The sequence below is a fragment of the Achromobacter sp. MYb9 genome, assembly GCF_002975275.1.
Classification (GTDB): Bacteria; Pseudomonadota; Gammaproteobacteria; order Burkholderiales; family Burkholderiaceae_B; genus Achromobacter.
Map to the genome: position 1 here is coordinate 235,992 of NZ_PCOQ01000005.1, position 13,259 is coordinate 249,250.

At 67.4% G+C, this 13,259-nt stretch carries 12 protein-coding genes; 2 read left to right on the forward strand and 10 right to left on the reverse strand.

Annotation, left to right across the window (positions count from 1 at the left end; translation table 11 throughout):
- Positions 1-71: 71 nt before the first annotated feature.
- Positions 72-1,604 (reverse strand): amino acid permease, encoded by a 1,533-nt coding sequence (locus CQ050_RS10795; RefSeq protein ID WP_105556816.1) that lies wholly within the window; start codon positions 1,602-1,604, stop codon positions 72-74.
- Between the two features lie 134 nt (positions 1,605-1,738).
- Here CQ050_RS10795 and ypfH point away from each other — a divergent pair, with 134 nt between their 5' ends.
- Both ypfH and CQ050_RS10805 read left to right on the forward strand, forming a co-directional pair.
- Positions 1,739-2,443, forward strand: coding sequence for an esterase (gene ypfH, locus CQ050_RS10800; protein WP_105556817.1), 705 nt, complete (start codon positions 1,739-1,741; stop codon positions 2,441-2,443).
- A gap of 7 nt (positions 2,444-2,450) precedes the next feature.
- On the forward strand, positions 2,451-3,260 hold the full coding sequence (locus CQ050_RS10805; RefSeq protein ID WP_105556818.1) for an IclR family transcriptional regulator: 810 nt from the start codon (positions 2,451-2,453) through the stop codon (positions 3,258-3,260).
- 36 nt (positions 3,261-3,296) lie between these two features.
- Here the strand turns inward: CQ050_RS10805 and CQ050_RS10810 are convergent, their stop codons facing one another.
- The 9 genes from CQ050_RS10810 to CQ050_RS10850 all read right to left on the reverse strand — a co-directional run bounded on the left by CQ050_RS10810 (position 3,297) and on the right by CQ050_RS10850 (position 13,190).
- Positions 3,297-4,091, reverse strand: coding sequence for an SDR family NAD(P)-dependent oxidoreductase (locus CQ050_RS10810; RefSeq protein ID WP_105556819.1), 795 nt, complete (start codon positions 4,089-4,091; stop codon positions 3,297-3,299).
- A gap of 1 nt (position 4,092) precedes the next feature.
- Positions 4,093-5,070, reverse strand: a complete 978-nt coding sequence (locus CQ050_RS10815) for a tripartite tricarboxylate transporter substrate binding protein (RefSeq protein ID WP_105556820.1) — start codon at positions 5,068-5,070, stop codon at positions 4,093-4,095.
- A gap of 98 nt (positions 5,071-5,168) precedes the next feature.
- Entirely contained in the window at positions 5,169-6,896 is a 1,728-nt protein-coding gene (locus CQ050_RS10820; RefSeq protein ID WP_105556821.1) for a thiamine pyrophosphate-binding protein, read from the reverse strand.
- A gap of 13 nt (positions 6,897-6,909) precedes the next feature.
- Complete coding sequence (locus CQ050_RS10825; protein ID WP_105556822.1) at positions 6,910-7,743, reverse strand: hypothetical protein; 834 nt, start codon at positions 7,741-7,743, stop codon at positions 6,910-6,912.
- 288 nt (positions 7,744-8,031) lie between these two features.
- Positions 8,032-9,453 (reverse strand): efflux transporter outer membrane subunit, encoded by a 1,422-nt coding sequence (locus tag CQ050_RS10830; protein WP_105556823.1) that lies wholly within the window; start codon positions 9,451-9,453, stop codon positions 8,032-8,034.
- A 74-nt stretch (positions 9,454-9,527) separates the two neighbouring features.
- Complete coding sequence (locus tag CQ050_RS10835) at positions 9,528-10,442, reverse strand: HlyD family secretion protein (RefSeq protein ID WP_105556824.1); 915 nt, start codon at positions 10,440-10,442, stop codon at positions 9,528-9,530.
- Positions 10,443-10,444: 2 nt separating this feature from the next.
- Positions 10,445-10,657 (reverse strand): DUF1656 domain-containing protein, encoded by a 213-nt coding sequence (locus tag CQ050_RS10840; protein ID WP_105556825.1) that lies wholly within the window; start codon positions 10,655-10,657, stop codon positions 10,445-10,447.
- Positions 10,654-12,717, reverse strand: a complete 2,064-nt coding sequence (locus CQ050_RS10845) for an FUSC family protein (protein ID WP_105556826.1) — start codon at positions 12,715-12,717, stop codon at positions 10,654-10,656. Before CQ050_RS10845 ends, CQ050_RS10840 begins: the two co-directional genes overlap by 4 nt.
- A complete protein-coding gene (locus tag CQ050_RS10850) occupies positions 12,714-13,190 on the reverse strand; it encodes a MarR family winged helix-turn-helix transcriptional regulator (RefSeq protein ID WP_105556827.1) in 477 nt (158 codons plus the stop codon). Before CQ050_RS10850 ends, CQ050_RS10845 begins: the two co-directional genes overlap by 4 nt.
- Positions 13,191-13,259: the final 69 nt, after the last annotated feature.

Sequence of the window (13,259 nt, forward strand, 5' to 3'; positions counted from 1 at the left end):
ATCGCGGTGCACCGCGGTGTCGGGCATGCGTTGCGCCCCCTTTTTAGCGCGCGAAGCCCCCTGACTTGGCGCTACCCCCGCGCCGCGCGGTCAGGCGCCGCCGTGGGCCGCGCGGCGCCGGCGTCCAGGTCCAGCCCGTAGAAGCGCATGTCCCCGTACCTGACCCAACGCGACCGCTTCACCACGCGGTGGCCGATCCACAACGCCAGGAACAGCGGAATGGCCAGGTAGGTTGAAACCACTCCGATCCAGTCGATGCGTTCTTCCAGGAAGGCCTGGTAGTTTTGGCCCAGCGTCACCACCAGGCACAGCACGAAGGCCAGCAGCGGGCCGAACGGGAACAGACCGGCCTTGTAGGGCAGGTCGGCCGTGTCGTAGCCATGCTTCACGTAGCCCTGGCGGAACCGGTAGTGGCTGACCGCGATGCTCAGCCATACGATGAATTCCGTCATGCCGGCAAAATTCAGCAACCAGATATAGACGGCCTTCGGGCTATACACCACGCTGAACAGGCACAGGCAAGCCAGCGCCGTGGTGGCCAGCAACGCATACAGCGGCACGCCGTTGGCGGTCAGGCGCTTGAAGACGGCCGGCGCTTGGCCCTCGGCGGCCATGTTGAACAGCATGCGCGTGGCGGCGTACATGCCTGAATTACCCGCCGACAGCACGGACGTCAGGATCACGGCGTTCATCACCGTGGCGGCAGACAGCAGCCCCGCGTGCTGGAACACCAGCGTGAAGGGGCTGACGGCGATGTCCTCGACCTCGTTGCGCAGCAGTTGCGGGTCGGTGTACGGGACCAGCAGGCCAATGATCAGGATGGCCAGCACATAGAACAGCAGAATGCGCCAGAACACATTATTGATGGCGCGCGGCACGTTGCGGCGGGGATTTTCGGATTCGCCCGCGGCCACGCCCACCAGTTCCGTGCCTTGGAAGGAATAGGCCACCACCATCGCTACGCCGACCCAGGTGGCCGCATTGCCCACGAAGGGCGCGTCGCCGACTGCCCAGTTGGCAAGGCCCACCGGATCGCCGCTATGGATGATGCCCACCAGCATGCCCAGCCCCACCGCGATGAAGCACAGGACGGCAACGACCTTGATGATGGCGAACCAGTATTCGGCTTCGCCAAAGCTGCGGGCGGAAAACGCGTTCAGCCCGAAGGTCAGCGCCAGGAAGGCGACGCTCCATATCCAGCCTGGCGTGTCCGGCAGCCAGTACGCCATGACCAATTGGGCGGCCACCACGTCCACGGCAACCACCGTGGCCCAACTGACCCAGAAATTCCACCCCAGCGCGAAGCCGAAGCCCGGGTCCACATAACGCGACGCATAGGTGCAGAACGAACCCGACACGGGCATGAAGGTGGCCAGTTCGCCCAGGCTGGTCATGATGAAATAGACCATCAGGCCGATCACCAGGTAAACCATCAGGGCGCCACCCGGACCGGCTTGGGCGATCGCCGCGCCAGAGGCGACGAACAGGCCGGTGCCGATGGCTCCGCCCAGCGCTATCATCGTGAGGTGGCGCGCCTTGAGCACGCGGTGCAGCTGATTCTGGCTCGCAGGCGTGGCGCCCGAGTCGGTGGTCGGTGTTTGCATTACAGGGGTGAAAAAGGGCCGTTGCGGCCGCAGTCCGGCTTGACGCCAATGGGTCGTCCGCGTTAAGCCGCGCATTTTACAATGCTGTCATCAGGGCGTAGCCCAACGGCCTTATGCCAGCACGGAGCAGTCTCATGGCGTCTTCCAGTTCTCTTGAATTTCTTCCCGAACCCGGCGTCGACGTGCGCCAGTTGTTCATCTTGCTGCACGGTGTGGGCGGTTCGCCCGAAAACCTGCGGCCCATGGCCGAAGCGGTGCGCGCGGCGTTTCCGACGGCGGCGGTGCTGGTGCCCGAAGGGTTCGAGCCTTTCGACGGCGGCGCGACGGGGCGGCAGTGGTTTTCGGTGCGCGGCGTGACCGAAGACAACCGTCCCGAGCGTGTGGCCCGGGCCATGCCTCCCCTGGAAGCCTATGTGCGCCAGGCGCAGGCCCGCTTCAGCCTGCTGCAATCCGACACCGCGCTGGCCGGCTTTTCGCAGGGCGCCATCATGGCGCTGGAATTGGTGCAGGCCCACGATGGCATGGCGGGGCGTGTGATTGCGTTTTCCGGCCGCTACGCGCAATTGCCCAAGACCGCGCCTCAATACACGACCATCCATCTGCTGCACGGCGCCGATGATCCGGTCATGAGCGCGGCCCACATCCAGGCCGCGCAGGCCCGGCTGGAAGAACTGCATGGCGATTCCACCATCGATATCGCCAGCCACGTCGGCCACGAACTGCATCCGGCGCTGGTCCAGCGCGCCATCGTGCGTTTGCAGACCTGCGTGCCGCTGCGCGCCTGGGAAGCGGCGCTGGGCCTGAACCAGACACCGCCCGACGGCGCCACGCTGCATTGATCGCACGATGAGCACCGCGCGTTCTTCCGTGCCCGTCCCGCCGCGCGCCGCCGACTCCGTGGGCGGCGCGCAAAGCATTTTTCGTGTGCTGCGCCTGTTGAAATACGTGGGCGCTGCGCCCGCGCGTGGCGTGGGGCTGAGCGATGTCGTGCGTGACATCGGCCTGACGCCACCCACCGCGCACCGCATGCTGTCGGCGCTGCTGCAAGAAGGTTTCCTGTCGCTGAACCCCAAGCTCAAGACCTACAGCCTGGGACGCGAGTCGTACATCCTGGGCCTGGCTGCCGAAAGCCGCCATGGCATCAAGGCCATCGCCGAATCGGCCGTGCTGCGGCTGGCGCAATCCACGGGGGACACCAGTTTTCTATCGGTGCGTTCGGGCCACGAAGCCGTGTGCGTGGACCGCAAGACGGGCGACTTTCCCATCAAGATCCTGACGCTGGAAGTGGGCCACCGGCGGCCATTGGGCGTGGGGGCGGGCAGCCTGGCGTTGCTGGCGTTTTTGCCCAATGACGATATTGATCGCGTGCTGGCCCGTTATGACGCCACCACCGCGCCCGACCTGCCATCCCCCGACATGCTGCGCGACGACATCGCCGCCGCCCGCAAGCAGGGCTATGCGCTGAACCCGGGGCGCATCATCCCCGACATGCTGGGCGTGGGCGTGCCGGTATTCGACCGCGAACAGAACGTGGTGGCGGCGCTGAGCGTGGCGGCAATCCGTTCGCGGCTGTCGGGTGCGCGGCTGCATGATGTGGTGGCCGCGTTGCAGCGCGCCGCGTCCGAACTGTCGGCCGATTTGCTGCCGCGTCCCTGACCGCAGTCGTAGCCGTAGCCGTAGCTACACCCCCGGCTAGCGCCCTGCGCAGGCCTTGCCGCCATCGACCGGCAAGCAGACGCCGGTGATGTACTTGGCCTCGTCGCTGGCCAGGAACAGCGCGGCATGCGCCACGTCCCAGGCGTCGCCCATCCGGCCCATCGGGCTGGCGGCGTTGCGGCGGCGGCGCATTTCCTCCACATCCTGGAACTGGCCGGCGATCTGCTGGTAGATCAACGGCGTATCAATCACGCCGGGCAGCACCGCGTTGGCCCGGATATTGTCCGGCGCGTAGCGCACCGCCAGCGACCGGGTCAGGTGGTTCAGGCCAGCCTTGGCCGCGTAGTAGGACGTGTATGGATAGGTGTTGACCTGAATCGAGGCCAGCGACGAGATGTTGACGATGCAGCCGCCGCCTTGCGCCAGCATCGCCGGCAGCACGTGCTTGCAGGTGAGGAACACGCCGGTCAGGTTGGTGTCCAGCACGCGGTGCCAGCTTTCCTCGGTCGCTTCAATGGGATCCCCCATTTCCGTGATGCCCACATTGTTGTGCAGGATGTCGATGCGGCCGGCCTCGTCCAGCACCCGCGCCACCACGGCCTGGATCTGCGCCGATTGCGTCACGTCGGCCACCAGCGCGCGACACTGCCCGCCTTCGGCCTGGATGATGCGTTCGGTTTCCTGGGCCGCCTCCGCCCGCACGTCCACCGCGTACACCCGCGCCCCTTCGCGCGCATAGAGGGCGGCCGCCGCCTTGCCGTTGCCCCAGCCCGGCCCCGACGACCCCGCACCGAACACCAGCGCTACCTTGTCCTTGACGCGCTGTCCCATGTCATTGCACCGAGATGTGGGCGAAGTCAGCCACCTTCTTCCACTTGGACACGTCCGCCTGGATCATCGCGCCGAAGGCATCCGGCTTGTCCGCCACCACATAGGCGCCCACGCCCGCGTACTTGGCCTGTACGTCGGGGTCGGCCAGCGCCTTGCGCGACGCGTCGTTCAGCTTGGCCAACACGTCCTTGGGCAGGCCGGCGGGCGCCAGCAGGCCGTTCCACATTTCGGCGTCGTAATCCGGCAGGCCCACTTCGGCGAAGGTGGGCACGTCGGGCAGTTGCGGCAGGCGCGCCTTGGCCGCCACCACGATGGCCCGCAGGTTGCCCGACTGGATGTGCGCCATGGAGGAGGCGGCGGTGTCCCACAGTATCGGCACCTGCCCGGCGATGACGTCGTTCAACGCCGGCCCCGTGCCGCGATACGGCACATGCATCATGTCCAGGCCCGACAGCGATTTGTAGTACTCCATGGCCATGTGCGTGGCGCCGCCGTTGCCCGACGATGCATACGAATACTTGCCCGGCGCGCCTTTGATCAACGCGAAGAACTGCGCGTAGTCCTTGGCCGGAAAGTTCTTGTTGACGACGATCACGCCCGGCACGCGGATGATCTGCGTGACGGGGGTGAAATCCTTGACGGCGTCGTAGGGCAGGTTCTGGTACACGGCCGAGTTGGTGCCGTTGGTGCTGGACGTGCCCAGCAGCAGCGTGTAACCGTCGGGCGCGGCGGAAGCCACCGCGCGCGTGCCCACCGTGCCGCCCGCGCCGCCCCGGTTTTCCACCACCACCGGCTGGCCCAACTGCTTGCCCAGCGCTTCGGCGAAGATGCGGCCCACCACGTCGGACGTGCCACCGGGCGGGAAGGGCACGATGAGCCGCACGGGGCGATCGGGGTAATTGGACTGCGCGGCGGCCGCGCCCGACAGCGAGACGGCAAGGGCCGCGGCCGCCAGGGTGATCCAGGTTCTTCTTTTCATGATGTTGTCTCCTTGCTTGATATTGTTGTGCGTCCAGCGTTGGTGGGATGCCTGGCCTTGTCCCGGCCATTGTTTTCGCTATGTGCCCCGGCCGAAGGTCACGCGATGCGGTCTCCAGGCTTGATCTTCGCCGCGCGGCTGTCCACCCCCGGCAACATGTGCGCCGGGTCGCGCGTCACCACGACGTCCAGAATGGTGGGGCGGTCCTTGCAGGCGTACGCGCTGGCCAACGCCGCCTGGATGTCGGCGGGGTCTTCCACGCGGATGCCGTTGCAGCCCAGCGCGCGCGCCACATTGGCGTAGTTGGTTTCCGCAAGGTCCGACGATTGATAGCTGCCGCTGCCGTACATCAGATGCTGAAGCGCCTTGATATAGCCCGACGCCGCGTTGTTCACGACCACCAGCGTGAACGCCAGGCCCATGCGCACCGCCGTTTCCAATTCGCCCAGCGACATATTGCAGCCGCCGTCCCCCGTCAGGCTGACAACTTGCCGGCCCGGCGCGGCGGCGGCGGCCCCGATCGCGCCGGGGATGCCGTAGCCGATGGAGGCAAAGCCGCGGTCCGGCACGAAGCCGCGCCCGGCGCGCTTGGTGTCGAACAACAGGCCGCCCCAGTGCGCGGCAAAGCCGCCGTCCGCCACCAGGATGCCGTCTTCGGGCAGCGTCGCGTTGATCTCGTGCATCAGCCGCGCCATGCCGATGGGGCTATCCGGCGACGTCAGCTTGCCCTGCACGGATTCGCGCCACGTGTGCATCGCCCGGCCGACTTCGTCCGCGTAGGCCTGGCGGTCGGTTTGCAGCGGTTGTTCGGCCATGCGCTCGGCCAGCTCTTGCAGCGTGGCGCGGGCGTCGCCCCACAGGCGCAGGGCGGGCGTGGTCGTGCGGTCGAATTCCTCGGCCACGATGTCCAGATGAATGACGGGCGCGCCCGCGCTCAAGAGCTCGTAGCGGCGCGTGGCCACTTCGCCCAGCTTGCAGCCCACCACGAACAGGCAATCGGCCTTGGCGATGAAGTCGTTGGCGATGCGGCTGTAGCGGCCGAACAAACCCGCGTTAAGCGGGTCGCTGCATGCGATGGCGCCCTTGCCGCTCATGGTGTGCGCCACCGGGATGTTGAAGCGCTGCGCGAAGGCCTGCACCGCCGACGCGGCGTCGCTGATGTGCACGCCGCCGCCGCACAACATCAAGGGCCGCGCGGCGCCGGCCAGCATGCTGGCGGCTTGGGCCAGGTCATCCGCGTCGGGCCGGCAGCGCAGCGCCGGGGCGCGGCGGGTGTTGGCGCTGGCGAAGAACGCGTCGGCGTCAAAGGCGTGGACCGCATGCGCGATGTCTTCGGGCACGTCCAGCACCACGGGGCCGGGGCGTCCGCTGGTGGCGACGGCGAAGGCGCGCCGCACCAGTTCCGGAATGCGCTCGATCATCTCGATGCGCAGCACGTCTTTCACCACCGGCCGCAGCACTTCCAGCTGGCGCGCTTCCTGCGTCATGTTCTTCCAGGAATGCAGGCGGTGCGAATCGCCCACCAGCGCCACCAGCGGCGTGCCGGCGTTGAAGGCTTCGGCCAGACCGGTGACCAGATTCGTGGCGCCCGGCCCCAGCGTGGCGTCGCACACGCCGGGCCGGCCGCTGACCTTGGTGTAGGCGTCGGCCGCGAACACGGCGCAGCGCTCGTCGTTGATCAGGTGGTGGTTCAGGTTCAGGCGACGCACGGCGTCGTAGAACGGCAGCAGCTGAAAGCCGCCCATGCCGAACATCAAGCCGACATCGTGCGCGGCGAACATGCGCGCGATGGCTTCGCCACCCGTGATTTCCAGTTTTTCCGACATGCGAGGTGTGCTCCTAAGTGTTGGCGCGCCCGTTGAGCAGGGCATCGATAAAGGTTTTCAGTGGGGCGCCCACGCGGCCGCCCAGATCGCGGGCGCGCGCGTTGGCTGACGAGATCACGCCTTCGTCGTAGCAGGACCGCGCGTCGCCGATGCAGGCGCTATGGGCCGACACGGTCAGCGCGGCGATGCCACGCTGCTGCAACAGCGGCAGCCGGCCGATGCCCGCGCCGTCACGGCCCAGGCCGGCGTCGTTGAAGGTGACCAGCCGGGGCGTGGCCTTGACGCCGTCGGTTTGCAGGCCGGCCAGGCGTTCGCCGTGCGATGCCGTGACAGCGATCAGGCCATCGTCGCGTTGATCCAGCAGCGATACGGAATCCGCGCCGATGACTTGCGGCGTGCCGTCGGCCGCCGCCCGCAACACCATGCGCGATTCGTCCAGCAACGTGGGGGGCGGGTAGATGGCCACCGACAGGGCCAGCCGCGCGGCGGCCTCGGCCACGCGCATGCCCGGCACGCAGCCCAGCGCCTGCGCCAGTACGTTGGCGTGACTGATGACGCCGTGGCGCAGCATGTCCGCGCCGTCGCCGATGCGGCAGCTTTGATAGCCGGCGGCGGCGGCGGGCACGCCCCAGCCTTGCAGATCGGACAGGCCGGCAATGCCGGCTTGCCGCAGCCCCACGCCGGCGTCGTTCAGGATCACCGCCCGGACCCCGCCGCGCGCTGCGCAATAGGCGGCGTAGCGTCCGCCGTGGGACCCGGCGATCACCACCCGGCCAGCGTCCGCGCTACCCAGCTTGGTGATGCTGTCGAGCACACGGGCGTCGATGACGGTTGCTTGTGATTCCATATTGTGGATTTATGGTTATAGGAATGACTGATGGGGGAAATTAAAAGGCAAAGTGCAGGCCGACCTTGCTTGTCTCTGTGTTGTTATATCTATGCAAATGATTCTACGGGCGCGAAAAGCGGTAGGGCAATGATTCATCCATATTATGGAAATAGATTTAATGAGGCCTTGCGAATCACGATCGGCATCGCGCCCGGACCCTCACTGCGCGCGCTTCTGAATGGCCGCGGCAGGACGAAAAAAAAGCGCCCGGGTAGGGCGCCTTGGGGGCATCACGCTGCTTGCGGGCTACTTCTCCCAGCCGCCGCCCAACGCCAGGAAGACGGCGATCTGGTCGCTGCTGAGTTCGGCCTGCGAGGCCGCCAGCGCGCTTTCGTTGGCGGCCAGCGTGCGTTCGGCGTCAAGCACCGTCAGGTAATCGGTCTTGCCGTACTGGAACAGCCGGCGCGCTTGCGAGGCGGCTTCGGCGCTTTGGTCGCGGGCGGCGCGCAACGAGGCGTCGCGATCCAGTTGGCGCGCGTAGACGACCAGCGCGCTTTCGGTTTCCCGCAGCGCATTCAGCACCGTGGCGTCAAAGCGCGCCACCGCGGCCTTGGTGTTGGCCTCGGCTTCGGCGATGCGGGCCTGCACCGCGCCGGTATTCGGGATGGTCCATGAGATCAGCGGACCCACGCTCCAGCCGAAGGTGCCGCGGTCGCCGAACATGGAGGCCGGGCCGCCCGATGCGCCGGACAGGCCCAGCGTGATCTTCGGATACAGGTCGGCCGTGGCCACGCCGATGCGCGCCGTGCTGGCGGCCAGTGTCCGCTCGGCCTGGCGGATGTCGGGGCGGCGACGCAGCAACGCGGCGCCGTCGCCCACGGGAATGGTGGCGGTCAGCCGCGGCGCGGCGGCGCATTGCAGCAGCGACGACGGGATTTCGCTAGGCGTCTGCCCTGTCAGCGCGGCCAGGCGATACAGCGCGGTGCGCTGCTGCGACTGGAAGGGCGGCAGGTTGGCCTGCAGTTGTTCCAGCTGGCTGCGGGCGCGGGTCACATCCAGCGTGGTGCCGCGTCCGGCTCGCTGCAGCCGGCTGACCGCGTTCAGCGATTCCTTCTGCACCTGCACCGAATGCTGGGCCGATGCCAGCTGCATGCCGGCCGAGCACAGGTTGGCATAGGCGCGCGCGGTCTCGGCCGCCACGGTGACGCGGGTGGCGTCGTAGGCGGCCTGCGCGGCTTGCGCGTCGCCGCTGGCGGCTTCGATGGCACGGCGGATCTGGCCAAACAGGTCCAACTGGTACGACACGCTTGCGCCGGTCGAGTACGACCAGCGGCTGGGTGGGTCGACGCCCGGCTGCAGTTCCTGCAAGCCCGACACGTGGCCAAAGGTAGGCGACGCGTTGACGCCGATCGTGGGTTGCTGCTGCGCCTGGGATTCCTGCACGGCGGCTTGCGCGCGTTCCAGATTGGCGCTGGCCACGCGCAGGTCCGTGTTTGCCGACAGGGCCTTTTCGACCAGGCCGTCCAGCACCGGGTCGTTGTACAGACGCCACCAGTGACCCGACACGGCTTCCTGCTGGAACACCCCGGCCTGCGCTTCGACGAAGGCGCCCTGGGCGGCCGGCCGCTGCACGACCGAACCGGCGGGCACCTGATAATCAGGGCCCACGGTGGTGCATCCGGCCAGCGCAAGGGCCAGCATCAGCGGCAGGAGGTGTTTGGTGTTCATGGCAGGTACGGCTTGGCGTTGAATGATGGGGTTGAAAGTCGGAAAGGGCGCGCGGAATGGCGAAGTCAGGTCGGCTAACCGGCGTCTGCCGCCGCCTGCGCCGTTTGCGCCGGCTTCGGATCCACCGAAACGGTGGCGGTCTGGCCGGCGACCAGGCGCACGCCGTCGGGCACGTCGTCGATCTTCACGCGGACCGGGATGCGTTGCGCCAGGCGCACCCAGTTGAACGTGGGGTTCACGTTGGGCAGCAGGTTGGCGCCCGTGCTGCGGTCGCGGTCGGCAATGCCCATGGCGATGCTTTCCACGTGGCCGCTGATGCGGCGCGAATCGCCCATCAGCGTCACCGTGACGGGGTCGCCTTCGTGGATGCCGGGCAGCTTGGTTTCTTCGAAGTAGCCTTCCACGTAGAAAGACCCGGCATCCACCAGCGCCATGACGCCGCGGCCGGCCGAGGCGTAGGACCCGGCGCGCAGGTCCAGATTCGTGACGCGGCCGTCGCTGGCCGCCACCACGCGGCTGCGTTCCAGATTCAGGCGGGCGGTATTCAATTGCACTTGAGCCTGGGCCAGCGCGGCTTCGGTCTGCTGTACCTTGGTCTGGCTCTGTTCGACGGCTTCGGCCGCCACCAGTTGGCCCAGCGAGCGGTTGCGCTTGGCGTCGCGCAAGGCCTGGTCGTGCGCGACCTGCTGCGAACGCACCGAGGCCTGGGCCTGGTCGAACGCCAGCTGGAAACGCGCGCGGTCGATTTCAAACAGCAGGTCGCCCGCCTTCACGTCCTGGTTGTCGTGCACGGGCACGCTCGTCACCAGGCCCGAGACGTCGGGCGCCACCTGAACCACATAGGCCTTGACGCGGCCATCCCGCGTCCAGGGTTCGACTTCATAGTGCACCCAGAGCTGCCAGCCGGCGTAAGCGGCGGCGGCGACGACGACGGCCGTCACTGCGAACTTGCCGATAGCAGCAGGGCGAAGGGCATTGGGGAGTTTCATACCTATCTCTGGAGAAAATAAGGGGATATCAGGGAAACGCCATACAGCAGCACCACGAACAGCGCCAGGTCGAACAGCGCGGGGTGCCACACCAGGCGGTACAGCCCGGCGCGGGCCAGCACGCGGCGCACGGCCCAGGCGACGCCCAGGGTGACCATGCCCAGCACCAGCAGCCAGGGGAAGTAAATGCCGTAGAGATTGAATTCGCCGATCATGATGCGTGGCCCTCCCGGGTGGGATGGGCGGGTTGGTAGTCGGGCGCGTCGGGAAAGAAGGCGCGACGGATGCCCACCAGGGCCACCACGGCGCGGTCGCGGGCGGCCAGGCCTTGCGGCGAGGCGGCCACGCTGGACAGCGCGCGGTCGATCTGCGCCAGGAACTCCGGCGTCTTCTCGCCGATGCGCCACGACGAGCGGGCACGGAAAAATTGCGCAAGGCTGTTCAGCACGGGCAGGATCGTGGGCTCGGCCATCGGCAGATGGCGGCGCGCGCGTTGCAGTTCCGTGATGTCGCGGCCCACGCGCAGGTCTTTCAACGCGTCGGCGGCAACCAGATCGTCCGGGCGCTTCGCAAGCGCTAGGCGCGGCTGCAACAGGCCGATGCGGTCCAGCATGCGGGCCGCATAGGTATGGCGCGAGGGCGCGCGCGGCGAGCTGGCCAGCGTCGCCAGTTCCTTCCAGTTGGCAGCCTGGATGCGGCGGGCGCTCCAGTCGGCGCTGACCGTGCGGAAGATGGCGGCGATGATGGCGGCGGTAGCTACGCCCATGCACTGCGCCACCTGGGTATCGATGAAGGACACGATGTCCGCGGTATTCGTGTCTTGCAGCGCCATCGTGCCCAGGAATCCGAACAACATGGCCATCCCCTTGCCGGTGCTGGCGGGCCGTGCGATGAAGACGCCCAGCACGAAGGCGGTAGGCAGCATCGACAGGGCCAGCATTTCAAACGAATGGATGGCGGGCATGATGCCCAGCAGATACAGCGCCGACAACGGGATGGAATACACCGTGTAGGTCAGGAACTGCATGATGCCCGGCACCGGGTTGTCCTGCGACGCGAAGAAGCAGCTGAAAATCGCGGCCATCATCGCGGCGGTGGCGCCGTTGCTCCAGGCCGTGCCGATCCAGAAGGCGCAGCACACCGAAATGGCCACGCCCGCGGCCAGCGCGGACAGCAGCGCCATGCCGTGGTCGCGGTGCAGCGCGGCGTTGGGATCGCGGGCGGGGCGGGCCGCGCGCAAGGGGGCCCGCAGCGGCGCGCCTTGCAGGCCGGCGCGGATCTCGCGGCGCAGCGCAAGGCACTCGTCATAGGTGTCGATCAGTTCGCGCAGCCGCGTCATCAGGCTGGCCAGCAGGGCGTCGCGCCAGGTGGAGTGGCTGTCGATGGCGGGCGTCAGCCGCGAGACGGCAGCGCGCAATTGCACCGCCGTTTCGTGCGAGGCCTGCGCGCCGGCATTGATCCACTCGGAAATGTCATGCAGCAGCGCGGAAACGGGTTCGGGCAGGGGCTGGTCGTTGGCTTGCAGGGCGCGCAGGCGATCTTCCACGGCGGACACGGCCGGCGTCAGTGCCGAGATCTGGTCCTGCATGGCGCGCACGGCGCCGGACGTCCAGCGCAGGTTGCTCGTGTCGAACGGCACGTGCGTCGACAAGAGGCGAAGCTGCGTGATGTCGTTGGCCAGCACGCGGCGGTCGCGATCGCGCTGTTCGGCGTTCTGGCCGCTAAGCGTGTCGTGCATCCAGTTGCGGGCGTCGCGTACGGCCTTGTCCAGTTGCAGGGTCAGGGCAGGGGCCAGGCCGCGGGGCAGCACCAGGCTGTGGACCAGCGTGGCGCAGACAATCCCCAGGCTGATCTCTTCGACGCGCGCAAGCGCCGTGTCGAACACCAGCGACGGGTCCGTCACGCTGGGAAAACCGATCATTGCCGCGGTGTACCCGGCCAGCATGAACAGGTACGACCGCGGCGTGCGGTCCAGCACCGACATGTACAGGCAGGCGCCCACCCACGTGACCATCGCGGCGGTCATGACCACCGGCGAGTTGGACAGCCGCGGCACCATGTAGACGGTGGCGGCCGAGCCGACGAACGTGCCCACCAGGCGGTACAGCGCTTTCGAACGCACGGCGCCCGACCACGGTTGCGCCACGACATAGGCGGTGGTCATCGCCCAGAACGGACGCGGCAAACCGATGCTGTAGGCCAGATAAAGCGCCATGATGGCGCTTAGGTAGCTCTTTAGCGAAAAGATGGTTTCGCGGACGTTCGGCAGTTTCACGATGGGTCGTCCTGCGGATGCCCGCCGGTGGCGCCGCGGCCCAGCGATACCTTCAAGGCGTCGAAGACGCGCAGGCACGCTTCCAGGTCGGCTTCGCTGACGCCGTGGAAGAGGCGGCGGCGCAGTTCCACCAGCACGTCCTCGACTTGCGCGCGCAACGCATTGCCGGCGTCGGTCAGGTGCAGCGTCTTGGCGCGGCGGTCATGGGCGTCTTCGCGGCGCTCCATCAGGCCCGCGGCGACCAGTTGATCCAGCACGCGCACCAGCGACGGGCCTTCGACGCCCAGCGCTTCGGCCAGCGCGCCCTGGCGCACGCCGTCGCCCAGGCGGCCCGCCAGGATAACGGGCCACGCCGTCGCTTGCGACAGGCCATAGTCTGCCAGCGCCTTGTCGGCGGCGCCGCGATAGGCGCGCGACAGCACCATCAGGTTTGCGGTGGTGGCCATGAGTTGGGAGTCGGAAGGAGATTTCATGGAATAGATTGTATCCTATCTATTAGCTTACTAATAATTGAAAATGGCGAATATCCCCATTGATTTTTT

Coding starts and splice junctions, on each gene's coding strand:
- CQ050_RS10795 (WP_105556816.1), bottom strand. CDS start 1,604: ATGCAAACACCGACCACCGACTCGGGCGCCACGCCTGCGAGCCAGAAT.
- ypfH (WP_105556817.1), top strand. CDS start 1,739: ATGGCGTCTTCCAGTTCTCTTGAATTTCTTCCCGAACCCGGCGTCGAC.
- CQ050_RS10805 (WP_105556818.1), top strand. CDS start 2,451: ATGAGCACCGCGCGTTCTTCCGTGCCCGTCCCGCCGCGCGCCGCCGAC.
- CQ050_RS10810 (WP_105556819.1), bottom strand. CDS start 4,091: ATGGGACAGCGCGTCAAGGACAAGGTAGCGCTGGTGTTCGGTGCGGGG.
- CQ050_RS10815 (WP_105556820.1), bottom strand. CDS start 5,070: ATGAAAAGAAGAACCTGGATCACCCTGGCGGCCGCGGCCCTTGCCGTC.
- CQ050_RS10820 (WP_105556821.1), bottom strand. CDS start 6,896: ATGTCGGAAAAACTGGAAATCACGGGTGGCGAAGCCATCGCGCGCATG.
- CQ050_RS10825 (WP_105556822.1), bottom strand. CDS start 7,743: ATGGAATCACAAGCAACCGTCATCGACGCCCGTGTGCTCGACAGCATC.
- CQ050_RS10830 (WP_105556823.1), bottom strand. CDS start 9,453: ATGAACACCAAACACCTCCTGCCGCTGATGCTGGCCCTTGCGCTGGCC.
- CQ050_RS10835 (WP_105556824.1), bottom strand. CDS start 10,442: ATGAAACTCCCCAATGCCCTTCGCCCTGCTGCTATCGGCAAGTTCGCA.
- CQ050_RS10840 (WP_105556825.1), bottom strand. CDS start 10,657: ATGATCGGCGAATTCAATCTCTACGGCATTTACTTCCCCTGGCTGCTG.
- CQ050_RS10850 (WP_105556827.1), bottom strand. CDS start 13,190: ATGAAATCTCCTTCCGACTCCCAACTCATGGCCACCACCGCAAACCTG.